Below are 25,333 nucleotides of genomic sequence, written 5' to 3'. Positions count from 1 at the left end.
GTCGTGACTTCCCCCAACACGCGGACCCTGCGCCTGCTCACGGCCAACATCCAGGCCGGCTCGAGCACCCGCCGCTACAGCGACTATGTGACCCGCAGCTGGTCGCATGCGCTGCCGGCGGGGCGCAAGCGGACCAGCCTGGACGCGATCGCCCAGCTGGCCCGTGGCCATGACATCGTCGGCCTGCAGGAGGCCGACCCCGGCAGCCTGCGCTCGGGCTTCACCAACCAGACCCACTACCTGGCCGAGCGCGCCGGCTTCAATTACTGGAGCCACCAGCCCAACCGCCGGATGGGCGGAGTGGCCTCCAGTGCCAACGGCCTGCTGAGCCGGCTGGAACCGGTGGAAGTCCAGGACCACGCCCTGCCCGGCCGCATCGGCGGGCGCGGCGTGCTGCTGGCCAAGTTCGGCGAAGGCGCCGAAGGGCTGGCGGTGGCGGTGGCGCATCTGTCGCTGGGGACCAATTCGCGCATGTCGCAATTGGCCTTTATTGCCGACCTGATGTCCGACCACCCCAACGCGGTGCTGATGGGCGATTTCAACTGCCTGGCCGAGCGCCCGGAAATGCAGGTGCTGTACCAGAAGACCACCCTGCAGCCCCCGGGCTGCGCGGTGCCGACCTTCCCCAGCTGGCGCCCGGACCGGGCCATCGACCACATCCTGCTCAGCGACGGCCTGCAGCAGCGCAGCGCCGAAGCGGTGCCGGCGGCGTTCTCCGACCACCTGGCCCTGGCCATGGCCATCGACGTCCCCAGCCAGGCCCTGCGCTGAGCACGTGAACGCCCTGTCCACAGGGCGTATGCGCTAATTCACCGGTCTGCCGGCAACGGCACCGGGGCCCCATCATGAACACCGTGGAGACACCTCCCAGCGAGGTGCGCACGCTGCGGCCGGTCTTCCTGCTCGCCGCCACCCTCGTGGCGGCCTTCGCGATCCTGGTCACGGCGTTTCCGTCCCAGTCCGGCGTCCTGCTGCTGCAGGCGCAGACCTGGGCGTCGCGCAATGTCGGCTGGTACTACCTGCTGGCGATGACCCTGTACCTGGTGTTCGTGGTCGGGGTGGCGTTGTCCGGCTACGGCAACGTGAAGCTGGGCGCGGACCACGACGAGCCGGAGTTCAGCTACCTCTCCTGGGCCGGCATGCTGTTCGCCGCGGGCATCAGCATCACCCTGTTCTTCTTCTGCGTGTCCGAACCGCTCACCCACTACCTGCAACCGCCGCAGGGCGGTGTCGGCAGCGGCGAGGCCAGCGCGCGCCAGGCCATGCAGCTGCTGTTCCTGCACTGGGGCCTGCATGGCTGGGGCGTGTTCGCGCTGGCGGCGATGGCGCTGGCCTACTTCGCCTACCGCCACAACCTGCCGCTGGCACTGCGCTCGGCGCTGTATCCACTGATCGGCAAACGCATCAACGGCCCGATCGGCTACACCGTGGATGCGCTCGGCATCGTCGCCACCGTGTTCGGGATCGGCGCGGACATGGGCTTTGGCGTGCTGCACCTCAATGCCGGGCTCAACACGCTGCTGCCGGTACCGCATGCGCCATGGGTGCAGGTCGCGCTGATCGTGCTGATGATGGGCGCGGCGATCACCGTTGCCGTGTCCGGGGTGGAGAAAGGCGTGCGGCTGATGTCGGACATCAACATGCTGCTGGCGATCGCGCTGCTGCTGTTCATGCTGTTCGCCGGGCCCACCCAGTACCTGCTCAGCACCCTGATGCAGAACCTGGGCGACTATCTGGGCAACGTGGTCGGCAAGAGTTTCGACGTATACGCCTATGGCGGTCGCACCGACTGGCTGGGCGACTGGACGGTGTTCTACTGGGCCTGGTGGATCGGCTGGGCGCCCTTCGTCGGGTTGTTCATCGCGCGCATCTCACGCGGCCGCACGCTACGCGAGTTCGTGTTCGGGGTGCTGCTGATCCCGCTCGGTTTCACCCTGGCGTGGCTGTCGATCTTCGGCAACAGCGCGCTGGACCAGGTGCTGCACCACGGCCAGGAACACCTGGCGCAGCTGGCCGTGGACAACCCGCCGACGGTGCTCTACGCACTGCTGGAAAGCTACCCCTGGAGCCGCGCGGTGATCGGCGTGGTGGTGTTCGTCAGCTTCATCTTCTTCGTCACCTCGGCCGATTCGGGCACCGTGGTGCTGTCCACGCTGTCCTCGCATGGCGGCGTGCCCGAAGAAGACGGCCCGCGCTGGTTGCGCGTGTTCTGGGGCGTGATGATCGCGCTGGTAACCACCGGGCTGCTGCTGGCCGGCAGCATGGACGCCCTCAAATCGGCGGTGGTGCTGGCCTCGCTGCCGTTCTCGGTGGTGCTGCTGTTGATGCTGTGGGGGCTGACCCGTGCACTGGGCGAAGAGTCGCAGCGCAGGAAGGCCTCGCAGTACTCGCCCGTGCCGTTGATCGGCCAGTCGCGGCACCAGCGCGGCTGGCGCCAGCGGATCACCCAGGCCGTGCATTTCCCCGTGCGCGACGAGGTCTACCGTTTCATGGACAGCGAGGTGCGCCCGGCCATGGAGGCCGTCGCCGCGCAGCTGCGCGAACAGGGGCTGGATGTGGGCACCGACTTCGAGCCCGGCCAGATGACGCTGGAAGTCGACCACGGCGAGCAGCAGGTGTTCCGCTACCAGGTGGTGATGACCGGCTACCTGACCCCTTCGTTCGCCGCGCAGCGCTTCCGCAACCAGCGCTACTACCGCGCCGAAGTGCACCTCTATGAAGGTGGACAGGACTACGAGCTGGTCGGCTACAGCCGCCAGCAGATCATCAACGACATCATCGACCAGTACGAACGCCACCTGCAGTTCCTGCACCTGACCCGCTGAATCCGCTGTCCGCCCCACGCACAGGAGTCGTCGCCATGCCCACCTTCCCCGACCAGCTGCTCTACATCGGCGGCCGCTACGTGCCCTCGCAGGGCAACCGCACCTTCGAGGTGGTCAACCCCGCCAACGGCGAGGTGTTGGCCAACGTGCACAACGCCAACAGCGACGACCTGGACGCTGCAGTGGAAAGCGCGCGGGTCGGGCAGAAGGCATGGGCGTCGCTGACGACGGTGGAACGTTCGCGCGTCCTGCTGCGCGCGGTGGCGCTGCTGCGCGCACGCAACGACGACCTGGCCGAACTGGAAAGCCTCAACACCGGCAAGCCGCTGAGCGAAACCCTGAGCGTGGACATCGTCACCGGCGCGGACGTGCTGGAGTACTACGCGGGCGTGATGCACGGGCTGGAAGGCAGCCAGGTGCCGCTGCGCGAAGGCAGCTTCTTCTACACGCGGCAGGAGCCGCTGGGCGTGGGCGGGGCGATCGGCGCCTGGAACTACCCGATCCAGATCGCACTGTGGAAGGCCGCGCCGGCGCTGGCCGCCGGCAACGCGATGATCTTCAAACCCAGCGAAGTGACGCCGCTGACCGGGCTGAAGCTGGCCGAAATCTTCACCGAGGCCGGCCTGCCGGACGGGGTGTTCAACGTGCTGCCCGGCGACGGTGCCGGGGTCGGTTCGGCGCTGACGGAGCATCCGGGCATCGAGAAGATCTCCTTCACCGGCGGCACCGCGACCGGGCGCAAGGTGATGGCCAGCGCGTCCAGCTCCACGTTGAAGGAGGTGACGATGGAGCTGGGCGGCAAGTCGCCCCTCATCATCTGCGCCGACGCCGACCTTGGGCTCGCTGCCGACATCGCGATGATGGCCAACTTCTACAGTTCGGGCCAGGTCTGCACCAACGGCACCCGCGTGTTCGTTCCGCAGGCGCGGCTGACCGAGATGGAACAGGCACTGCTGGCGCGCGTGGCGCGGATCCGGATCGGCGACCCGATGGCGGTGGACACCACGTTCGGCCCGCTGGTCAGTGCCGCGCACATGCGCAGCGTGCTGGCGCATATCGAGCGCGGCAAGGCCGAGGGTGCGCGCCTGCTCTGCGGTGGCGAACGCCTCACCGACGGCGCACTGGGCAAAGGCTGCTACGTGGCCCCGACCATCTTCAGCGACTGCCGCGACGACATGGCGATCGTACGCGAGGAGATCTTCGGGCCCGTGCTCAGCCTGCTGGCCTACGCGGACGAAGACGAAGCGGTGCGGCGTGCCAATGCCACCGAGTACGGACTGGCGGCAGGCGTGGTGACGCCCGACCTCAGCCGCGCGCACCGCCTGATCCACCAGCTGGAGGCGGGCATCTGCTGGGTGAACTGCTGGGGCGAGTCGCCGGCGACGATGCCGGTGGGCGGTTACAAGCAGTCCGGGGTGGGGCGCGAGAACGGCCTGGCCACGCTGCGCGCGTATACCCGTACCAAGTCCGTGCAGATCGAGCTGGACCGCTACGTGTCGGTGTTCTGAACCGGCCTGACCAGGAGATTCCGCGATGAAGCGCGAGTACGACTACATCATCATCGGGGCCGGTTCGGCGGGCAACACGCTGGCCGCGCGCCTGACCGAAGACGCCGGGGTCAGCGTGCTGCTGCTCGAGGCCGGCGGCCCGGACTACCGGCTCGACTTCCGCACCCAGATGCCGGCCGCGCTGGCCTACCCGCTGCAGGGCCGGCGCTACAACTGGGCGTATGAGACCGAGCCGGAACCGCACATGGACAACCGGCGCATGGAATGCGGGCGCGGCAAGGGCCTGGGCGGTTCCTCGCTGATCAACGGCATGTGCTACATCCGTGGCAACGCACTGGACTTCGACCAGTGGGCCGGTTTCGATGGCCTGGAAGACTGGAGCTACCGCGACGTGCTGCCGTACTTCCGCAAGGCCGAAAGCCGCGACATCGGTCCGAACGATTACCACGGCGGCACCGGCCCGGTCAGCGTGGCCACGCCAAAGAACGACAACAACGTGCTGTTCCACGCCATGGTCGAGGCCGGCGTGCAGGCCGGGTACCCGCGTACCGACGACCTCAACGGCTACCAGCAGGAAGGCTTCGGCCCGATGGACCGCACCGTGACCCCGCAGGGGCGCCGGTCCAGCACCGCGCGTGGTTACCTGGACATGGCCAAGGGCCGGCCCGGGCTGCACATCGTGACCCGCGCCACCACCGACCGCATCCTGTTCGACGGCAAGCGCGCGGTGGGCGTGCGCTACCTGGTCGGCGGCAGCGCCGACCCCACCGACGCGCACGCACGCCGCGAAGTGCTGCTGTGCGCCGGGGCCATCGCCTCGCCGCAGATCCTGCAGCGCTCCGGCGTGGCCGCGCCGGCGTTGCTGGCCGCGCTGGGCGTGCCGCTGGTGCATGACCTGCCGGGCGTGGGCGAAAACCTGCAGGACCATCTTGAGGTCTACATGCAGTACGCGTGCACCAAGCCGGTGTCGCTGTACCCGGCGCTGCAGTGGTGGAACCAGCCCGCCATCGGCGCGGAGTGGCTGTTCAACGGCACCGGCATCGGCGCCAGCAACCAGTTCGAGGCCGGCGGCTTCATCCGCACCCGCGACGATTTCGCGTGGCCGAACATCCAGTACCACTTCCTGCCGGTGGCGATCAATTACAACGGCAGCAACGCGGTGAAGGAGCATGGCTTCCAGGCGCACGTGGGCTCGATGCGCACGCCGAGCCGCGGCCACGTGCATGCGCGTTCGCGCGACCCGCACCAGCATCCGTCGATCCTGTTCAACTACCAGTCCACCGACCAGGACTGGCAGGAGTTCCGCGACGCGATCCGGATCACCCGCGAGATCATCGCGCAACCGGCGCTGGACCCGTATCGCGGTCGCGAGATCAGCCCCGGCGCCGACTGCCGCACCGACGCCGAACTGGATGCGTTCGTGCGGGCGCGGGCGGAGACGGCGTACCACCCGTCGTGTTCGTGCGCGATGGGCACCGACGCGATGAGCGTGGTGGACGGCCAGGGACGCGTGCACGGCATGCAGGGCCTGCGCGTGGTGGACGCGTCGATCATGCCGCGGATCATCACCGGCAACCTCAATGCCACCACCATCATGATCGCCGAGAAGATCGCCGACCGGATCCGCGGCCGCACGCCATTGCCGCGCAGCACGGCGGCGTACTACGTGGCCGGAACGGCACCGGTAAGAAACCCGTAGCGCCGGGCTCTACGCGGGTGCGCCTGGTACCGGTGTCGGTATCCGCTTTGCCGTGATCGTGCTGCCAATCGACGCCACCACCGTGCAACCAATTGCCGCCCACTGCAGCGGGGTCAGGTGCTCGGCCAGCAGGCCCATCGCCAGCAGCGCGGCCACCGCCGGCTCCATGCTGATCAGGATGCCGAAGGTCTCCTTGGGCAGCCGCTTCAACGCGGCCATTTCCAGCCACATCGGAATCGAGCTGGACACCACCGCCACGCCGAGCCCGAACAGCAGGATCTTCGGGTCCAGCAGCGCCATGCCCGCATGCGCCACGCCCACCGGCACCACCACCAGCGCAGCGGCGCACAGCCCCAGCGACACCGTGTGCCCGGCCGGCAGGTGGCCGGCGCGCTTGCCGAAGATGATGTAGAGCGCCCAGCACACCGCCGCGCCGAGCGCGTACAGCACGCCAACCAGGTCCAGCGGTTCGCCATGGCCCAGCGGCAGCAGCATCAGCAGGCCGGCCGCCGCACAGCCGACCCAGACGAAGTCGATGGGGCGGCGCGAGGACCACATCGCCACCGCCAGCGGCCCGCAGAATTCGATGGCCACCGCGATGCCGAATGGAATCGTGCGCAGCGCCATGTAGAACAGCAGGTTCATTACGCCCAGGGTGATGCCATAGCGCAGGATCGCGCCGGCGTCGGCGCGCGAGGTGGCCCGACGCCACGGCCGGAACACCGCCAGCAGCACCAGCGCGGAGAAGCCCACGCGCAACGCGCTGGTGCCCTGCGCCCCGATCAGCGGGAACAGCTGCTTGGCGAACGAGGTGCCGACAGCGAGGGACGTGACCGAGCCGAGCACGGCCAGGACGGGAAGCAGCGATGAGAGGCGCGAGGTAGACATCGCGCGAGCATACGCGCGTCACCCGTTCCGCATAAGAGCCATTCGCGTAGCGACACGCCATGCGTGTCCTGCGTGCGGCCGGGCACCTCGCGGGACACGCGTGGCGTGCCGCTACCCTTTCACCGCGGCTTCTATCTTTGCTGCGTCGATCTTCTTCATGGTCATCATCGCTTCGAAGGCGCGCTTGGCCACTGCGGGGTCGCTGCTGTTGAACGCTTCGGTCAACACGCGCGGGGTGATCTGCCAGGACAGGCCCCATTTGTCCTTGCACCAGCCGCAGTCGCTTTCCTGCCCACCATTGCCGACGATGGCGTTCCACAGGCGGTCGGTTTCGGCCTGGTCGTCGGTGGCGATCTGGAACGAAAACGCTTCGCTGTGCTTGAACGTGGGTCCGCCGTTCAAGCCGATGCAGGGAATGCCGACCACGGTGAACTCCACGGTCAGCACGTCGCCCTTCTTGCCGGAGGGGAAGTCCGCCGGCGCGCGATGCACGGCGGTAACCGCGCTGTCCGGAAAGGTTGCAGCGTAAAAGGCCGCCGCTTCTTCGGCGGTGCCGTCATACCAGAGGCACAGGGTGTTCTTGGCGATCATCGGGGCATTCCTGGAATCGGGCCGAACCCGGGTGCCGCCAAGGTAGGCCGCACTGTGTTAACCCCCGGTGGGCCAGCGTCTACCCCCGGTAGACATTGCGGATGGGACTGATTCGCATTACCATAACTGAATGCCGTTTGCGCCAGGGAGGCGCTTCGGCACTCAGTTGCCACCGCCCGTGCCGCTGCATCGCACCCGCCAGACGCTGACTGCCCCCACTTTTCGCAGCGCCCGGCATCCGAGGATCGCCGCCTGGTGCGCGCCGCTGCTCCAGGAACCGCTCTGATGACCCGTACCTCCGCTGTGCTGTCCCGCTCCTTGCCGCAAGGCCGCCTGCCGCAGGCGCTGCTGATTGCGCTGGCCACCCTGGCCGCCGCGCCCGCCTTCGCCGAAGACGCCGCTGCCGACCCGACCACGCTGGACAAGATCGTGGTCAAGGGTGAGCGCGCCGAAGGCTACTCGGTGCGTCGCACCTCGGCCGGTACCCGCTTCGACCTGGCCCCGCGCGAGATCCCGCAGTCGGTCAGCATCATCAGCCACCAGCGCATCGAGGACCAGAACCTCGACGACATCATCGACGTGCTGGCCAACACCACCGGCGTGAGCAGCACCCAGTCCGACACCGAGCGCACCGAGTTCTACTCGCGCGGCTTCTATATCGACAGCTACCAGTACGACAACCTGCCCACCCAGATGGTGCAGAACTGGAGCTACGGCGATTCCGGCCTGGACCTGGCCCTCTACGACCGAGTGGAAGTGGTGCGCGGCGCCACCGGCCTGCTCACCGGCGCGGGCAACCCGTCGGCCTCGGTCAACCTGATCCGCAAGCACGCCGACAGCGCTGAACTCACCGGCAGCGTCTCGGTCAACGTGGGCAGCTGGGGCCGCACCCGCAGCACCGTGGACGTGACCACCCCGCTCAACGCCAGCGGCTCGGTGCGCGCCCGCGTGATCGGCAGCTACCTCGACACCGAATCGCAGATGGACCGGTACGACCAGCACAAGACGCTGGGCTACGCCGTCATCGACGCCGACCTGACCCCGGACACCCAGCTCAGCGTGGGCTACGACTACCAGCAGAAGCGCGCCAACGGCGCTACCTGGGGTGGTTTCCCGATGCTGTACTCGGACGGGACCTCGACGGGCTACGACTCGTCCTTCAACTCGGCCGCCAAGTGGACCTACTGGGACACCACCAGCAAGCGCGCGTTCGCCACGCTGGAGCATGACTTCAATGAGGACTGGAAGGTCCGCATCGGCGCGACCCACGACGAGACCAAGGCCGACGACAAGCTGTTCTACCCCGCCTACAACGACTGGGTGACCGGCGCGTCGCTGTTCGACCGCGAAACGGGTGCAGGCATTACGCCGTCCGCGGGCTTCTACAACACCGAGCGCAAGGTCAGTGCGGTCGACGGCTTCTTCAGCGGCGCGTTCGAGCTGTTCGGCCTCAAGCATGAAGTGATGGGTGGCCTGAGCTACAACAAGCGCGAGTACCTCAACGCAGGCAGCTACATCATGGGCTTCCCGGGCAGCACGACGTGGGACCCGTTCAGCAGCTATCTCAACTGGACCGGCGACATCAGTGAGCCGACCTGGGGCGACCTGCTCCAGCAGAGCCGCGGCACCATCACGCAGAAGGCTGGCTACGCCGCCACCCGCCTGTCGCTTGCCGAGCCGTTGAAGCTGATCCTCGGCGCGCGTTACTCGGATTGGAGCCTGGACGGCATCGAAGGAACCACGGTCAGCAGGTTCAGCCACAAGGTGACCACCCCGTACGCCGGCCTGGTGTTCGACATCAACGATACGTGGAGCACCTACGCTTCGTACACCGAGATCTTCCAGCCGCAGACGCTCCGTAACCAACAGGGCGACTACCTGGATCCGGTGGATGGCAAGAGCTACGAAGTGGGCGTCAAGGGTGCCTGGTTCGACAACCGCCTGAATGCATCGGCTGCCGTGTTCCGCATCGAGCAGGACAATGTGGGCCAGGCGACCAATGTCCCGGTCCAGGGCACATTGAACGAATTCGCCTACATCGGCGCGCGTGGCACGGTCAGCCGTGGCTTCGAGCTGGAACTCAACGGCGAACTGGCCCCGGGCTGGAATGCCACCTTCGGCGCGTCGCGTTACGTGGCAAAGGATGCTGAAGGCACCGACATCAACACCCGCCTGCCGCAGACCACGATCAAGCTGTTCACCAGCTACACCCCGCAGTCGCTGGACGCATTGACCTTCGGTGGTGGTGCCAACTGGCAGAATCGCATCTACTACCCGGTCCCGGCTTACGGCCAGATCGAACAGGGCGGTTACGCGCTGGTCAGCGCGTTCGTGCGTTATCGCATCGCGCCGCAGTTCAGCGTGCAGGCCAACCTCAACAACCTGCTGGACAAGAAGTACCTCTCGCAGGTGAACGGTTACGGCGCCTTCGGCGACGAGCGCAACGGCTCGATCACCTTCACCTGGTCGTTCTAAGGCGTCAGCCGGGCAGAGCCCGGCTCTACGTCAGGATCAACCATGCGGTAGTGCCGGGCCCTGCCCGGCAAAACAGGGGCGCCAGCGGCGCCCCTGTGCTTTCGTGCCTTAGAACCGCAGGTCCGCGCGCACGTACCAGTAGCGGCCACGCGGGATGTCATACGTCGACGCGTCATACCCGTTCAACGAGCACGACAGGCAGATCGGCGGATCCTTGTCGAACGCATTGTTCAAGCCGGCGCTGAGCTGCAGGCCCTTCATCCAGTCGAATTTGTAGCCCACCTGGAAATCGTTGTAGGTGGTGGCCGCCAGCTCGTTGGTGCCGGCAACCTGGTCGCTGCACACCGGGAACGCCGCCGCATCGCCGCACTCTTCGGTGAGCTTGGAGATGTGCCGCACCGTCCACGACGCGTTCCAGTTGCCCAGGTTCCAGCTCAGCGAGGCGTTGCTGGTCCATTCCGGAATCGAGCTGTCGGTGACTTCCACGCCCGGTTCCTGCGGCTGCCGCTGGCCGGCCGCACCCACGGCCTCGTAGCGGCCGACGAAGGTGTTCTGCCAGCCCAGCTTGAACTGGCCCATGTCGCTCTGCGGGAAGGTCCAGAACAGGTCCACGTCCCAGCCGTCGGTCTTGATCGAGCCCAGGTTGGTCAGGCGGTTGTTGAAGCCACTGACCGCACCGGTGGAGGCGCGGGTGATGCCGCCGCAGTACAGCGGGTCCAGCGTGTCCACGCACAGGTCAAGCTGGGTCTGGGCGTTGATCGCCTGGATCGCGCCTTCGATGTTGTGGCGGTAGAAGGTCACTTCCACGTCGAAGCGCTCCGACCACGAGGCGTTGTTGCCGAACCACGGGCTCCACACGAAGCCGGCACTGAAGCTGCGCGAGGTTTCCGGATCGAGCTGGTCGTTGCCGCCGGTGGTGACCGAGATCTGCGAGTTGGCCTGCTGGAAGCCGGCCGGTACGCCCAGCGCCGCGCAGTTGGCGGCACTGCCGCGCGGCGGGGTGCCGCCCAGGCCGACCGAGCACGGATCGAACAGCTGCAGGTCCGCACGCGCGGCCGAACCGTACAGTTCACCGATGGACGGAGCACGGAAGCCTTCGGCATAGCTGGTCCGCAGCACGAAGTCATTGGTCACCTGCCAGCGCAGGCCGTACTTCGGCGTGAACTCGCCACCGAAGGTGGAGTAGTCCGAATAGCGCCCGGCCAGGCTCAGGTCCAGTTTGTCGCCGAGCGGACTGTTGGCGAAGATCGGCACCGCCAGTTCCAGGTACATTTCATTGACGTCGTACGAACCGGAGGTCGGCAGCGACGGCACGCCGTTGTAGTGCCCGGCCACGGTGATCGGGTCCGGCTGGTACTCACCCTCGTACTTGCGGTACTCGTAACCGGTCGCGAACGACACTGGGCCGGCCGGCAGGGTGAACAGGTCGCTGCTCAGGTTGGCGGTGAACAGGCTCAGCTCGTTCTGGCTACGGTCGCGCACCACCGGCTGGATCCAGTCCAGCATCTGCCGCGTGATGGTGCCGGGGCCGCCGAAGATGTTCAGCGGCACGCAGCCGGGCGTGGCCGCGCACACCGCCGGGTCACCCAGCGCGATGTTCGCGTTGTAGATGTTGTAGCTGCCGAAGTTGGTCTGTTCGGCCTTGTTCTTGCTGTACATGCCGTTGACGTCCCACGACCAGCTGCGGTCGGCGGCACTGAACATGCCGGTCAACCCGGTGGCGAAGTACGTGGTGTTCACTTCCTGCTCGAAGATGCGCGGCCCGCCTTCCACCGGGCGACGCCCGATCATGCTCAGGTTGCTGCCCGAATCCAGGTCGAAGCCGAACGGGTTGTACGGGTTGAGCGCGGAGATGACGATGTTGTCGGCCAGCGGATTGCCGGTGGCGCCGTCAGGCCCGAAGAACAGCGGTTCCGGACCGGCCTGGTTGGTCGACTCGCGGCGGTTGGCCAGCGCCTTGATGTACCACTGCACGTTGTCGGTGATGTCGAAGCGGAACTGGCCGAAGATGCCCTTGCGCTCGGACGGGGTGAGCAGCAGGTTGTATTCGGCGAAGTTGAAGCGGTCCGCGGTGGTGAAGCAGTGGTAGTCGTCGGTGCGGTCGCAGCCGCCCACGCCGTTGAAGGTCGGGTTGGTCGCGCCGTTGTTCGGGGTGATGTTGTAGGCGATGCCGGTATTCGGGTCGGTGAACATGAAGCGCCCGGTCGGCGTGGCCGAGCTGCCGAACGACAGGCCGGTGCCGGGGATCGGGTAGCGCGACTGTTCGCGGCTGCTGGCCTTCACGTCGTCCTGCTTGGTCCAGCTCGCGCCGAGGAACAGGGTGTAACGGTCGCCGCTGGTGCCCCAGGCCAGGTCCACGCCCTTCTGGGTACCGTCGCCCTTGGTGTACTCGCCGTAGTTCAGGGTGACCTGGCCCCCGTCGAACTCACGGCGGGTGATGATGTTGACCACGCCGGCGATGGCGTCCGACCCGTACAGCGAGGACGCGCCGTCTTCGAGCACTTCGATGCGTTCGACGATCGCCAGCGGAATGGTGTTGAGGTCGGTGGCCGCGCCTACGCCCGAGGCGGAGGATTCGTTGACCCAGCGGATGCCGTCGACCAGCACCAGCACGCGCTTGGCGCCGAGGTGGCGCAGGTCGACCTGGGCCGACCCGGCACCGACGCCGCTGCCGTCGGGCGGGAAGCCGAAGTTGCCGGACGAGTTGAACTTGGCATTGAGCGCCGAACCGGAGCCGGTCAGCTGCTGCAGGACTTCGCCGATGGAGTTGAGACCGGTGCGTTCGATCTCGCTGCGGGTCAGGGTCTGGATCGGCACCTGGCCTTCGACCTCGGCGCGCTTGATGCGGGTACCGGTGACTTCCACCCGGTCCAGGTCGGTGGGGGTGCGGGACGCATCCTGCGCGGTGGCAAGGGTGGGGACGGACAGCAGGCACAGCGCTACAGCAGCCGCCAACGGGCGGTAATGCAGGGTGTTCATTCGCTCTCTCTCCAAAGGAATGGGTAGCTGGTACCGCCCCGCCCCCCCTTGAAGCGCGGCAGCGTCTCCTTTGTAAACATTCTGTAAAGATGAAGGTGTGATGAAACCTTCACTTTCGCAGGGAGCGTACGAGAGCGTCATCGAACGGCGTGTTCGGAACGACGGGCCGGGATGGCTCCCGGCCCGGACGCAGGTCTTACGGCCGCACGAACGCGATCTTTTCCATGTGCGCGTTGTTGGCGGCGGCCAGCACCTTGGCCATCACGTCGTATTCGGCGTTCGGGTCGGTGGCGATCCGCAGCTCCGGCAGGTTGCCGGTATTGGCCTGGGCGGCGTCCTGCATGCGCTCCTGCAGGGAGGACACGGCTACCCGCTGGCCGTTCCAGCTGACCTGGTTGCTGGCGTCCACGCGCAGTTCGATCGGCGGTGGCGGTGCGGTCGGCGGCACGAAGTCGGTCGGTTGCGGCAGGTTGACCGGGATGGGCATCGAGACCATCGGGGCGGTCACGATGAAGATGATCAGCAACACCAGCATTACATCGACCAGCGGAGTGACGTTGATCTCGGCCAGGGGGCCGGACTTGCCTGCTGCGGTGAAGGCCATGGGGTGCTCCTTGTCGGGTGACAGTGCGAGGGCCGGCCAACGGCCGGCGCTACCGGCGTTGTGTTGCGTCTCCGACATTACGCGCGTTCGCGCCGCCCATTCATGGCGCGGACGGGTGCCGTTCATCATGGAGTTGGCTTGCCCTCACCGACGTTCACTGGCGCCCGCTATCCTTTCGGCATGAACCGACTCCCCCTGCATATCCTCAGCGCCGTTCCCCTGCTCGCCTGTCTCGGGCTGAGCGCGGCGGCCGGTGCCCAGAGCCTGGACGCGCAGCGCGCGCAGATGAAGGCGGCCATCGACAACGCCGAGCGCGGCCAGTTCGATCCAACCCAGGCCGCAGCGCTGGTCAAGCACCCGCTGTACCCGTGGCTGGAGTACGCCAACCTGCGCCGCAACATCGACACGGTGACTACCGCGCAGGCCCAGGACTTCCTGAAGCGCTACAACGGCCAGGCCGTGGCCAGCAGTTTCCGCAGCGTGTGGCTGCCGGCGGTGGCCCGCCGCGAAGACTGGCCCACCCTGCTCGCCAACTGGGCGCCGACCGACAACGTCGGCCTGCGCTGCGCGCAGCTCAACGCGCGCCAGGCGACCGGCAAGGCCGATGCCCAGTGGGTCAGCGACGCCCAGGCCATCTGGCGCAGCACCGGCAAGTCGCTGCCCGACGCCTGCGACCCGGTGTTCGCGGTGCTGGATGCGAAGGGCGGGCTGAGTGCGGACCTGCGCTGGGCGCGGATCGACGCCGCCGCCGACGCGCAGCAGCCGGCGGTGATGCGCAGCGCCGCGCGCGGCCTGCCCGCGGCCGACCTGGCCTTGGCCAACACCTACGCCGCGTTCGTGGACAACCCCAACGCCAGCGCCCTGAACTGGCCGCGCAACGAACGCAGCCGGCGGATCGCCACCGACGGCCTAGCCAAGCTGGCCAAGGCCGACCCGGATGCCACCGAACGGCAGCTGCCGCAGTATGCCGACGCGCTGCAGCTCAGCGCCGCCCAGCAGGCCGACGTGAAGTATCAGATCGCGCTGTGGACGGTGGCCTCGTACGGGCCGGACTCGGCGCGCCGGCTCAACGCCGTGCCCGATTCGGCCTATGACGAACGCCTGCACGAGTGGCGCGCGCGCGAGGCGATGTCGCGGGGCGACTGGCCGGCCACGCTGGCCGCGATCCGCAAGATGGGGCCGAAGCAGCGCAGCGACTCGCGCTGGCGCTACTTCGAGGCGCGCATGCTGGACAAGACCGGCAAGCGCAACGAGGCGCTGCCGCTGTTCCGCGAAGCCGCGCGCTCGGCCACCTTCCATGGCTTCCTGGCCGCCGACCAGCTGGGCCAGAACGCGTACACGCTGTGCCCGCTGGAACCGAATGACAGCGCGCCGGCGCAGGCCGCAGTCGCCCGCGATCCTGCGATCGTGCGCGCGATGGAACTGTTCAAGATCGAGCGCTCCGGCTGGGCCGTGGCCGAGTGGAACGACGCGCTGACCCGCTTCGACACCACCCAGCGCCGTATCGCGGTGGAAGTGGCGCGCGACAACGGCTGGTTCGACCGCGCGGTGTTCTCGCTGGGCAAGACCCCGGACGAGCAGCGCCTGTACAGCCTGCGCTTCCCGCTGCACCACGACGATGCGATCCGCCGCGAATCGGCACGCAACGCGATCGACCCGGCCTGGGTGGCGGCGGAGATCCGCGCCGAGAGCATCTTCAATCCGAAGGCGCGTTCGCCCGCCAATGCGATGGGCCTGATGCAGGTGTTGCCGGCGACCGGGGCCAGCGTGGCAAAGAACATCGGGCTGTCCGGGTACGGCGGCGCCGCCAGCCTGTATGACCCCGACACCAACATCGCAGTGGGCACCGCCTACCTGCGCCAGCTGATGAACAAGTACGACGGCCTGCCGTACGTGACCATCGCCGCGTACAACGCCGGCCCGACCCCGACCGCACGCTGGCAGGCGCAGCGCCCGGGCTTCGACCCGGACATCTGGATCGAGACCATCAGCTACAAGGAAACCCGCGAATACGTGGCGCGCATCCTGGCCTTCAGCGTGATCTACGACTGGCGCTTGAACGGCGACGCGCTGCCGGTGACCGACCGCATGAACGGCCGGCTGCAGGCCAAGCGCAAGGCGCTCACCTGCCCGGCCGACGCCGACAAAACCAGCGAATGAACGGCGTGGCATCATTCAAGCCATGAAGATCTATCTCGTTGGCGGCGCCGTGCGCGACCGCCTGCTGCAGCGACCGCCCGGCGACCGCGACTGGGTGGTGGTCGGTGCCACCCAGGCTGAAATGGAAGCGCAGGGCTACAAGGCGGTCGGCAAGGACTTCCCGGTGTTCCTGCATCCGGACAGTGGTGAGGAATACGCATTGGCGCGCACCGAGCGCAAGTCCGGCCGTGGCTATCGCGGCTTCGTGGTCGACGCCGACCCGTCGGTGACGCTGGAAGACGACCTGCAGCGCCGCGATTTCACCATCAACGCAATTGCCTGCGACGAGGCCACCGGCACGCTGGTGGACCCCCATGGCGGCGTGCGCGACATCGAACAGCGCGTGCTGCGCCATGTCGGCCCGGCCTTCATTGAGGACCCGTTGCGCGTTCTGCGTGCGGCACGCTTCATGGCGCGCTTCGCCCCGCTGGGCTTCACTGTGGCGCCGGAAACGTTGCAGCTGATGCGGCAGATCGCCGAAAGCGGCGAACTGGATGCGCTGGTTCCCGAACGCGTGTGGCAGGAACTGCGCCGCGTGCTCGGCTCGGCGCAGCCGTCGGCGTTCCTGCGCACCCTGCACGACGCCGGTGCGCTCGGCGCGGTGCTGCCGGAACTGGAAGCACTGTACGGCGTGCCGCAGCGGGCCGAGTACCACCCGGAAGTGGACACCGGCGTGCACCAGGAAATGGTCAGCGACAAGGCCGCGCAGCTGGCCCCGGGCGATGACCAGGTGGGATTCGCCGCGCTTACCCACGACCTCGGCAAGGCGCTGACGCCGCAGGCGGAGTGGCCGCGCCACGTGATGCACGAACAGCGCGGCCTGGCCCCGCTGCGGGCGCTGTGCGAGCGCTTGAAAGTGCCGCTGGACCATCGCCAGCTCGCGGAAGCGGTGTGCCGCGACCATCTCAACGTGCACCGCATCGACGAACTGCGCGATGCCACCGTGCTGGAGCTGCTGGGCCGCTTCGACGGCTTCCGCCGCCCCGAGCGCATTGCGCGCATCGCGGTGTGCTGCGAAGCCGACGCCCGTGGCCGGCTCGGATTCGAAGATCGTGCTTACCCGCAGGGCGAGACGTTGAAGCGCCTGCACCAGGCGGCGCTGTCCGTGCAGGCGCGCGACCTGGACGTGACCCACCTGAAAGGCCCCGCCATCGGCGAAGCCCTGTCCCGGGCACGGATCAAGGCTATCGCCGCAGCGCGCTGACCACGAACAGGCCACCTGCGCCCGGTGAACGGGCCAGGTCGGCGTCGGACAGGCGCGCGCGGGCGGTGGTGATGAACAACCTTCCGTCTGGCGCGAACGCCAGGCTGCCCACATGCGCCGCCGGCACCGGAATCGAGCGCAGCACAGCGCCGTTCGGGGCCAGCTCCACGACCGCATGGCCACCCCACATCGCCACCCACAGGTGACCGTCGGCGGCCATGGCCATGCCGTCGGGTTTGCCGGGCACGCCAAGGAAGTCGGTGACCACGCGCGGTTCGCCCAGCGTGCCGGCCACGATGTCGGCCGGATACGCCAGCAGCGTGCGCGCCAGCGTATCGATCACGAACAGGGTCCGCTCATCGGCGGAGAACGCCATGCCGTTGGCCACGCCCAGGCCGTCGGCCACGCGCAGCGCCGGGGCGTCCACGTTCGCTGCATGGAACAGCGCGCCGCGACCGCCCAGCAGTCCGCGGTGCATCGTCCCTCCCCACAGGCCACCACGACTGTCCACGACCAGGTCGTTGAGCCGGCAGCCCGCGCCCACCTCGATCTCCGGACCGGCCTGGATCCTGCCGTCCAGCGACAGCCGCAGGAAATGCGTTTCGCCGTTACCCACCAGCGCGGCGCCATCGCGACCCAGCGACCACACCGGCTCACCCAGGGGTACGCGCGTGCACTGCGTGTCGTCCCAGCGCAGAAGGCACGGCGCGGTGGGGTCGACCCAGTACAGGGCACCGTCGGCGGCAACCACGGGCGACTCACCGACCATGGTCTGCGCAGCGTGTGCCAGCGTGGCCACCGGTGCCGGTGGCGCCTGCAGCGCCTGCATCCACGCACGGGCGCGGCGGCCCACTTCGTCGGCCCCGCGACCGGGCCGGTACAGATCGGTACCGACGCCGAACGCCTGCACGCCGGCCTCGCGATACGCCCCGATGTCCGTCGGTCCTACGCCACCCACCGCGATCAACGTGGTGTCTTTCGGCAGCACCGCCGACAACGCCGACAGCCGTGTCAGCGCGCCATGCGCCGGGAAAGCCTTGAGGTGTCGTGCCCCGGCGGCGAGCGCCGCAAAGGCTTCCGTAGCGGTGGCGAAGCCAGGCAGCGGCACCATGCCGTGCGACCGCGCGGCGGCGATCACGGCCGGATCGCTGTTGGGTGCCACGCAGAACGCGCAGCCGGTGGCGGCCAACTGCTCGACCGCTGCAACGGTCACCACCGTACCCGCACCAATGAGCATGCGCCCCTGGAAGTGCGCGGCCAGCGCCGCGATGGTGGTGAACGGGTCAGGCGAGTTGAGCGGCACTTCGGCCAGCCGCACGCCTGCGTCGTACAGCGCCTCCACCACGTCTACCGATTCGGCGCCGGTCAAGCCGCGCAGGATCGCGATCAGGCCGGTTTCATCCAGTGCGCGGTCGAATGCCATGGCATGCGTGCTCATGCCAGCGCTCCTGCCGCGCGGTGCAACGCGAGGAACCCGCGCGTGGACGCCTGCTGCGAGGCGATGGCCACGCCGGAGCTCCCCAGCTCCTGCAGCGCGCGCGCATACAGCGCACACACCGGCGCAGCCCCTACCAGCGGAATGGCGTCCAATGTCCCTCCCCAGTACCGCTGCACATCGGCCAGCTCGGCGCCGATCAGCAGCCCGCGCAGGTACGCCGCTCCATCCGTGCGCGGCAGGTCGCCGCGGATCACCCGCGCACGCGCACCGAACAGCAGCGTGCCCAGGCCGATCCCGTGCTGCGCCGCCTGTACGCCGGCCACGAATGCCGCGCCATCGTGCGCCGGACCGTCCACCACCGAGGCCAGCAGGCCTGCGGCCGTGAGCCGATCGAAAATCTCGCCCGACATCGCGGTCATGAACTCCACCACCACGCCCTGCTCCAGGCGCACCCATTTGCTGTGCGTGCCGGGCAGTGCGACCAGCCCGGTGGCCGGGATCGCGCCACTGGCAACCATGCCCAGCAACTCGGTTTCTTCGCCACGCATGATGTCCGGCGCGCCGTCGCTGCGCCGGCAGGCCAGGCCGGGCACGATCGCCACGGCATGCGCGCCGATGCGAACCTCGTGCAGCTGGCCGGCGATCGCGTCCGGCGAGGCCGGGCAGTCCATGTAGCCCGCATCGCTCCAGCCGATGTTGGACCCGATCATTCCGCTGGCATAGATGCGCGTGGCATGTGGCCACGTGGCCACCACCTCTTCCAGCAGCGCCTGCATCTGCGCGCGCTCCAGCCCGGCGATGCCGCGCGGCTGTTCGAGGGTGCCGGTGACTGCGCCGTCGGCGCCGATCCGGTAGGCACGGAAATTGGTGCTGCCCCAGTTGATGCCGATGATGTAGCTGTCCGCTGTGCTCATCGCCGGGTCACTCCTGCACCGCCGTCCAGCGCGAACACCGACCCGGTGATCCAGCCGCTGCGCGGCGAGGCCAGGAACAGCGCCAGCTCGGCCGCGTCCTGCGGCGTGCCGAGCCGGCCCAGCGGATGCCGCTGCTCATTGCTGCGGCGCGCGGCGACCGGGTCGGCGGCACGCGCGAACGAGGCCTGCAGCATCGGCGTGTCGACCGAGGCCGGCGCGATGGTGTTGACCCGGATGTTATCGGGAGCCAGCTCCAACGCGGCGGTGCGGGCCATTTCCTCCAGCGCCGCCTTGGATGCTGCATAGGCAGCCAGCCCGGGCGTGGCGAAACGCGCGTTGATCGACGACACCAGCACGATGCTGCCACCACGCCCGCGCATGTCCGGCACCACCTCGCGGATCACCCGCAGCGCGCCGAGCACGTTGACCGAATACACGTCCATCCACTGCGCATCATCGCTGTCGAGCGTGCTGCCGGGCGGGCAGGTCCCCGCGCAGTGCACCAGCGCGTCGAACGGTCCCATCGCGCCGCGCAGGTCGGCGATGGCAGCGGTGACCGCTGCCGCCGAACGCAGGTCGGCCACCGCGCTGGCGTCGGCGCCCGGTGCTTCGCCGAGATCCAGCGCGGCCACCCTGGCGCCGTCGGCGCGCAGCCGTGCCACCACCGCCGCGCCGATCCCACTGGCCGCGCCGGTGACCAGCACCGCGCGCCCCTGCATTCCCGCCTCGCTCATGCCCTGCCCTTCCTTTCCAGAGAAGCCATGCTCAGAACCGGTAGGTCAGGCTGGCCTTGTAGGACCGGCCGAACACCACGTTGGTACGCAGGCCTTCGGGGTACCCGTCGAAGGTGCGCTGTTCGCTGTCGAGCAGGTTGTTGCCTTCCAGCTTCAGCGACAGGCGCTCGCTGAAATCGTAGCTCATCGACGCCGACAGGTCCTTGTAGGTGTCGTTGTAGATGCCGGTGGACGCGGCCGACAGCCCGACCAGGTACTCATCGCGCCAGTTGTAGGCCAGGCGGATGCCGAACGGACCGTTCTCGTAGTAGCCGATCAGGTTGGCATTGTTCTTCGACAGCCCCGGGAAGGTCATCGCGTTGCCGTTGATGTCGGTGATCGGGGTCTCCGAGTCGATCCAGGTGTAGGTCGCGACCACGCCGAAGCCGTCGAACATGCCGCTGAAGGGCACCTGCGCCAGCAGCTCCACGCCCTTCACCTTGGCCTGGTCGCCATTGATCTTGCGCAGCACCAGGTAGTTGACGTTGCTGTAGGTCTCCGCGCTCTGCCGCTGCACGATGAAGGTGGAGATGTCCTTGTAGAACAGGCCGGCCGAGAGCAGGCCCTGGCCACCGTAGTACCACTCCAGCGACAGGTCGTACTGGGTCGCCTTGAACGGGTCCAGGTCGGGCGCGCCGCCGCTGCCGGTACCCGGCGAGGTCTGCACGCCGTTGGCGTCGAACACCGCGTTGTTGTTGAGGGTCACGCCGTTGTTGAGGTCTTCGGTATTCGGGAAGGCCACCACCTTGGCGGCGCCGCCGCGCAGCACCAGGCTGTCGGTGATCTGCAGCTTGGCCACGGCCGAGGGCAGCACTTCACGATCATCGCGCTCGAAGCTGGACGGGGTCAGCGCGCCGGTACCGCTGATCAGGTTGCCGCGCGAGGTCATGTCGCGCCCGACGAAGCGCACGCCGACGTTGCCGCCCAGCGCCATGCCGGAGACTTCGGTGTCCCAGTTGAGCTTGGCGTAGGCCTCGAGGAAGTCCTCGTCGACGCTGAAGGTGGCCGAGTAGGCCAATGCGGTGCTGCCCGGGTCCAGGCACTGCGCGTTCTGCGAGATCTGCGGCAGCGTGGTGAAGCTTTCGCAGCCACCGAAGGTGCTGCGGAACGCGCCCAGGTAGTCACGCGGCAGGCCGTCGAATTCGCCCGGCAGGAAGTCGTTGTTGCTGTACACCCGGATATACGGGCCCATCTGCGAGACCGGGATGCCGCCGGCCGGACGGATGTCGGCACGGCGCGGATCCTGCAGGCTTTCCAGGCGGCTGAAGCGGGCGCCGAAGTCCAGCGAGCGCAGCGCGCCGTCGCCGAAGGCCAGGCTCCAGTCGGTGCGCAGCGCGCGCGAGTCGGTCTGCGCACGCCAGTCGTTGTCGAACATGATCGTCATGCGCCACTGCGACGGGTCGACCACGTTGACCCCGCTGACGTTGAAGCTGCCGAAGCTGCCACTGCGCAGGTCGAAGTCGGTGACCGAGGTCAGCCCTGCCATCGGCGCCAGGCGCATGTAGCGCTGGTTGTAGCTGGCGGTGGATCGGCCCCAGTCGAGCTCGGCCGAGCCGTCCAGGCGATCGCCGACCCGGAAGCTGGCGCGCAGTGCGCTGGACAGCACGTCCGAGTCGATGTCGGCCACTTCGGTGTTGAGCAGCACGGTGCCGGTGGAACGCCCGGCCAGCAGGATGTCGTGGTCGGAGTAGACCGCGTTGGTCAGGCCCGCAGACGGATTGAACGCGATCCAGTAACGGTCGCGCTCGGCCTCCTGCCGCGAGTAGAACGTATCCCAGGACAGCTCCACGCCGTCGGCCGGGCGCCACTGCAGCACTGCGCTGACACCCACCTTGGTGCGGTCGTCGTCAATGTTCTGCGCGCGCATGTCGGTACTGCCGAAACGCTGGGTGGTGCGGTCGACCGGGTCGGTGAAGCGCGCATAGCCGGAGAATGTGTCCAGGCCCTGCTGCACCACGTTGCGGCGGCCGTAGGTAGCCGACAGCAGCGCGCCGAAGGTGCGGTCCTCGTTGCGCCGCGAGAGCAGGCCGAAGGCGTTGTGGCCCCAGGAATCGGCCATCTCGTCGTAGGTGCCGGCCAGGCTCACCACGTTCTGCTCGCTGTCGCCGGACAGCGGCTGCCGGGTGTGGATGTCGACGATGCCGCCGAGGCCGCCGGACAGCTGGTCGGCGCCGGCCAGCTTGGTCACTTCCAGCCGCGATATCAGCTCGGACGGCACCAGCGACAGGAGGCCGTAGGTGGAGGTGGCCAGCTGGTCCAGGCCGTTGCCGCCACGCCCGGTGGCGTCGACGATCTGGCGGCCGTTGTACAGCAGCACGTTTTCGCGCAGGCCGCGTACCAGGATGTCGCTGCCCTCGCCCATCCCGCGCTCGAGCTGCACGCCGGCCACGCGGGCCAGCGACTCGGCCACGTTGGTGTCCGGCAGCTTGCCGATGTCATCGGCGACGATCGCGTCGACGATCTGCGCCGAGTCGCGTTTGAGGTCGCGCGAGGCTTCCAGGCTGCCGCGGATGCCTACGACGCTGACCGCGTCGAGGGTCTGCGCCTGCTGCTCCCCGGCAGCGGTGGTGGCGGGCGGCGACGCCGGGTCCTGTGCGGCGGCCAGCATCGGCGCGAGCAGGCAGGTGCCCAGGGCGGTGAACAGGGTGGAACGTCGAAAACGAAGCATGGATCGGCCCTCTCCCAAGGTAGGGATCCAGCGCCAGGTCCCCCGACCTGTCCGCTGGATCCAGCTTTTTCGTCGTTGCTGCTGCGCTGCGGCTTGGCAGCGTGTAGCTAATATAGCAATATGATTTGGCCGCGCACGCTGCAATGCAGCGAAGAATCAATCACTCCTGTGGCGTCTGCGGCCACTTCCCTTCCATAGTGTTGCTATCCATGGCACACTCAATCCAACAAGGACCCGGCGCAATGGCCGTTCTGCAAGGTGTCTTCCCGATCCTTCCCACCATCTTCGACGCCCAGGGCGGCATCGATGAAGCCGGGACCGAAGCGGTGTTCGAGTACATCCTGGCCGCAGGTGCGGCCGGGGTGGTGTTCCCGGGACTGGCCAGCGAGTACGACATGCTCGCGCTGGACGAGCGCCTGCACCTCACCGCCTGCATCGGGCGCTGGAACCGCGGCCGCGTGCCCTTCATCGTCGGTGCCAGCGCGCGCACCCTGGAAGACGCGGTGCAGCTGGCCCGCGCAGGTGGCGACGCCGGCGCCAGCGCCGCGATGGTGCTGACCCCGCATGCACTGGCCGGCGACGCCGAGGGCATGGCCGGGTTCTTCAGCCGGCTGGCCAGCGAATCGGGCGTGGCGGTGATGCTGCAGAACGCACCGGCACCGATGGGCGTCGGGCTGGGCGTGGACGCGGTGGTGGCACTGACCGCGCAGGTACCGGCCATTGAGTACGTGAAGGAAGAAACCATGCCGTCTGGGCACCGCATCACCGCGCTGTCCGAACGCGCCGGCAGCAGCGTGCGCGCGGTGTTCGGTGGCGCCGGTGCGCGTTATGTCCTGGACGAACTGGCGCGCGGCGCGGTCGGCACCATGCCGGCCTGCGAGATCACCGAAGTGCACGTGGCGATGCTGGCGGCGTGGGCGGCAGGCGACCATGCACGTGCACGCACCCTGTTCGAACGCACCCTGCCGCTGCTGAGCATGCAGGCGGTGTTCCGCTGGCGCCTGACCAAGGCGATCCTGCTGCGCCGCGGCCTGATCGGCAGCGACCACGTGCGCGCACCGGGCCCGGCGCTGGACCGCTTCGATGCCCGCGAACTGGATATCCTGCTGGATCGCATCAGCGACCTGCTGCCGTTGGACGCCGTCCCCGGGCAGGCCCGGAGAAGCCACGCGTGAGCCAGGTCACCCAGGTTGAAACCTTCATCCTTACCGTGCCGCGCAGCACGCCCTACCTGGGGCCACTGGGCGCCGGCGAACGGGTCAACGCGCGCGGTTACCTGGTGCGCCGTGGCAACGGCACGCTCTACCCCACCGTGGACCGTTCGGTCCTGGTGCGCGTGACCACCGCCGACGGCGCGGTGGGCTGGGGCGAGACATATGGCATCTGCGCGCCCCGCGCGACCTGCGAAATCATCAACGACCTGCTCGCGCCTGAGCTGCTCGGGCGCGAGCCTGGGGACGTCGAGCAGATCTGGGACGATCTGTACGGATTGATGCGGGTACGCGGCTGCGGCAGCGGCTTCCATACCGACGCGCTGGCCGCGCTGGACATCGCGCTGTGGGACCTGCGCGCCCGCGCGGCCGGGAAGCCGCTGTGGGCGCTGCTGGGCGAGCGTCGACGCGACACCATTCCCGGCTACGTGTCGGGTCTTCCGGCATCCACGGTGGAAGAAAAGGTCGCGATGGCACGCACCTTCGTCGCGCAGGGCCATGACGCCTTCAAGGTGCATGCGGTGGTGAGCCACGACGGCATCGTAGAGGAGATGCTGGCGTTGCGCAGTGCGCTGGGTGATGACGTGCAGCTGATGGTGGACCTGCACTGGAAGTTCGATCACGCCCAGGCGCTGGCATTGGCCACGCAGCTGTTGCCGGCACGATTGACCTTCATCGAAGCGCCGTTGAAACCCGAAGACGTTGCGGGGTTGATTGCACTGGGGCAGGACAGTCCGATTCCGGTCGCCGCCGGCGAAGAGTGGGCGACCGACTACATCGCCCAGCTGCGCCTGGCCGGTGGGACCCTCGCCTACGTGCAGCCAGAGATGGGCCACACCGGCATCACCCAGTTCCTGCGCATCGCGCGCATGGCGGCCGAACACGGGGTGCCGGTGGCGCCGCACGCCACCATTGGCGGCGGCATTTTCATGGCTGCGAGCCTGCACGCTTCCGCGGTGATCGACGACCTGTGGCGGCACGAGTGGCAGCACTCGATCTTCTCGCGTTCGGTGGAGATGCTCGACACCGACATGGCGTATGCACGCGAGGGGTATACGTTGCCGAGTGGGCACGGCCTGGGCGCGCAGCCGAATGCGGAGTTCTGGGACCATGCGGAATTGGTGAGCTGACAATCACTTCAATCGTCGGGATCGTCGGGGTGCGCCGGTAGGGTCGCACCCCGGTCGACCGCCGATAGCATCGCAACATTCGGTAGGGCCATGACCTTCGTCGGAGACGGCTCCGGCAAAGGTCATGCGTTCGCCGCGCCGCCCGGCAGTGTCGGCGGTTGTTTGGGAACCAACCCTACCGCTGCCCTGCGTTCAACCCTGCAGGTCACCCCGCCACCCGCCGCCCT

General features: G+C 68.1%; 17 protein-coding genes. 9 read left to right on the top strand and 8 right to left on the bottom strand.

Annotated features, from left to right (window positions below; genetic code table 11):
* Positions 1-33 precede the first annotated feature (33 nt).
* From C2U58_RS06305 to betA, 4 genes are all read left to right on the top strand, one after another.
* Complete coding sequence (locus C2U58_RS06305; RefSeq protein WP_172448107.1) at positions 34-771, top strand: endonuclease/exonuclease/phosphatase family protein; 738 nt, start codon at positions 34-36, stop codon at positions 769-771.
* Positions 772-845: 74 nt separating this feature from the next.
* Positions 846-2,825 (top strand): choline BCCT transporter BetT, encoded by a 1,980-nt coding sequence (gene betT / locus C2U58_RS06300; RefSeq protein ID WP_102945067.1) that lies wholly within the window; start codon positions 846-848, stop codon positions 2,823-2,825.
* Between the two features lie 35 nt (positions 2,826-2,860).
* Positions 2,861-4,333: a betaine-aldehyde dehydrogenase gene (gene betB / locus C2U58_RS06295; protein ID WP_102945066.1), complete on the top strand. Its 1,473-nt coding sequence runs from the start codon at positions 2,861-2,863 to the stop codon at positions 4,331-4,333.
* A gap of 25 nt (positions 4,334-4,358) precedes the next feature.
* Positions 4,359-6,032: a choline dehydrogenase gene (betA, locus tag C2U58_RS06290; RefSeq protein ID WP_102945065.1), complete on the top strand. Its 1,674-nt coding sequence runs from the start codon at positions 4,359-4,361 to the stop codon at positions 6,030-6,032.
* Positions 6,033-6,041: 9 nt separating this feature from the next.
* Here betA and C2U58_RS06285 read toward each other — a convergent pair whose 3' ends face one another.
* On the bottom strand, positions 6,042-6,920 hold the full coding sequence (locus C2U58_RS06285) for an EamA family transporter (protein ID WP_102945064.1): 879 nt from the start codon (positions 6,918-6,920) through the stop codon (positions 6,042-6,044).
* Between the two features lie 111 nt (positions 6,921-7,031).
* Entirely contained in the window at positions 7,032-7,511 is a 480-nt protein-coding gene (locus C2U58_RS06280; RefSeq protein WP_102945063.1) for a VOC family protein, read from the bottom strand.
* A 285-nt stretch (positions 7,512-7,796) separates the two neighbouring features.
* On the opposite strand from C2U58_RS06280, the gene fhuE reads away from it, so the two are divergent.
* Positions 7,797-9,986 (top strand): ferric-rhodotorulic acid/ferric-coprogen receptor FhuE, encoded by a 2,190-nt coding sequence (fhuE, locus tag C2U58_RS06275; RefSeq protein ID WP_172448092.1) that lies wholly within the window; start codon positions 7,797-7,799, stop codon positions 9,984-9,986.
* A gap of 108 nt (positions 9,987-10,094) precedes the next feature.
* Here fhuE and C2U58_RS06270 read toward each other — a convergent pair whose 3' ends face one another.
* Both C2U58_RS06270 and C2U58_RS06265 read right to left on the bottom strand, forming a co-directional pair.
* A complete protein-coding gene (locus C2U58_RS06270) occupies positions 10,095-12,965 on the bottom strand; it encodes a TonB-dependent receptor (RefSeq protein ID WP_102945062.1) in 2,871 nt (956 codons plus the stop codon).
* A 196-nt stretch (positions 12,966-13,161) separates the two neighbouring features.
* A complete protein-coding gene (locus C2U58_RS06265; protein ID WP_102945434.1) occupies positions 13,162-13,569 on the bottom strand; it encodes a biopolymer transporter ExbD in 408 nt (135 codons plus the stop codon).
* Positions 13,570-13,749: 180 nt separating this feature from the next.
* On the opposite strand from C2U58_RS06265, the gene C2U58_RS06260 reads away from it, so the two are divergent.
* Both C2U58_RS06260 and C2U58_RS06255 read left to right on the top strand, forming a co-directional pair.
* A complete protein-coding gene (locus tag C2U58_RS06260; protein ID WP_102945061.1) occupies positions 13,750-15,729 on the top strand; it encodes a transglycosylase SLT domain-containing protein in 1,980 nt (659 codons plus the stop codon).
* A 22-nt stretch (positions 15,730-15,751) separates the two neighbouring features.
* Positions 15,752-16,972 (top strand): multifunctional CCA addition/repair protein, encoded by a 1,221-nt coding sequence (locus C2U58_RS06255; RefSeq protein WP_102945060.1) that lies wholly within the window; start codon positions 15,752-15,754, stop codon positions 16,970-16,972.
* Here C2U58_RS06255 and C2U58_RS20030 read toward each other — a convergent pair.
* From C2U58_RS20030 to C2U58_RS06235, 4 genes are read right to left on the bottom strand one after another with little or no spacing between them, the layout of a single operon-like run.
* Positions 16,953-18,410: a 2-dehydro-3-deoxy-6-phosphogalactonate aldolase gene (locus C2U58_RS20030; RefSeq protein ID WP_172448091.1), complete on the bottom strand. Its 1,458-nt coding sequence runs from the start codon at positions 18,408-18,410 to the stop codon at positions 16,953-16,955. The two genes, C2U58_RS06255 and C2U58_RS20030, sit on opposite strands and share 20 nt — an antisense overlap.
* A complete protein-coding gene (locus tag C2U58_RS06245) occupies positions 18,407-19,324 on the bottom strand; it encodes a 2-dehydro-3-deoxygalactonokinase (RefSeq protein ID WP_102945059.1) in 918 nt (305 codons plus the stop codon). Before C2U58_RS06245 ends, C2U58_RS20030 begins: the two co-directional genes overlap by 4 nt.
* Positions 19,321-20,058, bottom strand: a complete 738-nt coding sequence (locus C2U58_RS06240; protein WP_102945058.1) for an SDR family oxidoreductase — start codon at positions 20,056-20,058, stop codon at positions 19,321-19,323. Before C2U58_RS06240 ends, C2U58_RS06245 begins: the two co-directional genes overlap by 4 nt.
* Before the next feature lie 31 nt (positions 20,059-20,089).
* Positions 20,090-22,765 carry a TonB-dependent receptor gene (locus C2U58_RS06235; RefSeq protein ID WP_102945057.1) on the bottom strand — a complete coding sequence of 892 codons (2,676 nt, stop codon included), beginning with the start codon at positions 22,763-22,765 and terminating at the stop codon, positions 20,090-20,092.
* Positions 22,766-23,007: 242 nt separating this feature from the next.
* Between C2U58_RS06235 and C2U58_RS06230 the strand changes: the two genes are divergently transcribed.
* Entirely contained in the window at positions 23,008-23,940 is a 933-nt protein-coding gene (locus tag C2U58_RS06230; RefSeq protein WP_102945056.1) for a dihydrodipicolinate synthase family protein, read from the top strand.
* On the top strand, positions 23,937-25,106 hold the full coding sequence (locus C2U58_RS06225; RefSeq protein WP_102945055.1) for a mandelate racemase/muconate lactonizing enzyme family protein: 1,170 nt from the start codon (positions 23,937-23,939) through the stop codon (positions 25,104-25,106). Before C2U58_RS06230 ends, C2U58_RS06225 begins: the two co-directional genes overlap by 4 nt.
* Positions 25,107-25,333: the final 227 nt, after the last annotated feature.

Origin of the sequence: Stenotrophomonas sp. VV52 (genome assembly GCF_002893095.1) — a bacterium.
GTDB lineage: Bacteria > Pseudomonadota > Gammaproteobacteria > Xanthomonadales > Xanthomonadaceae > Stenotrophomonas > Stenotrophomonas aracearum.
Note: the sequence above shows the minus strand (reverse complement) of the source record. Positions and strands in the feature narration are given on the sequence as shown.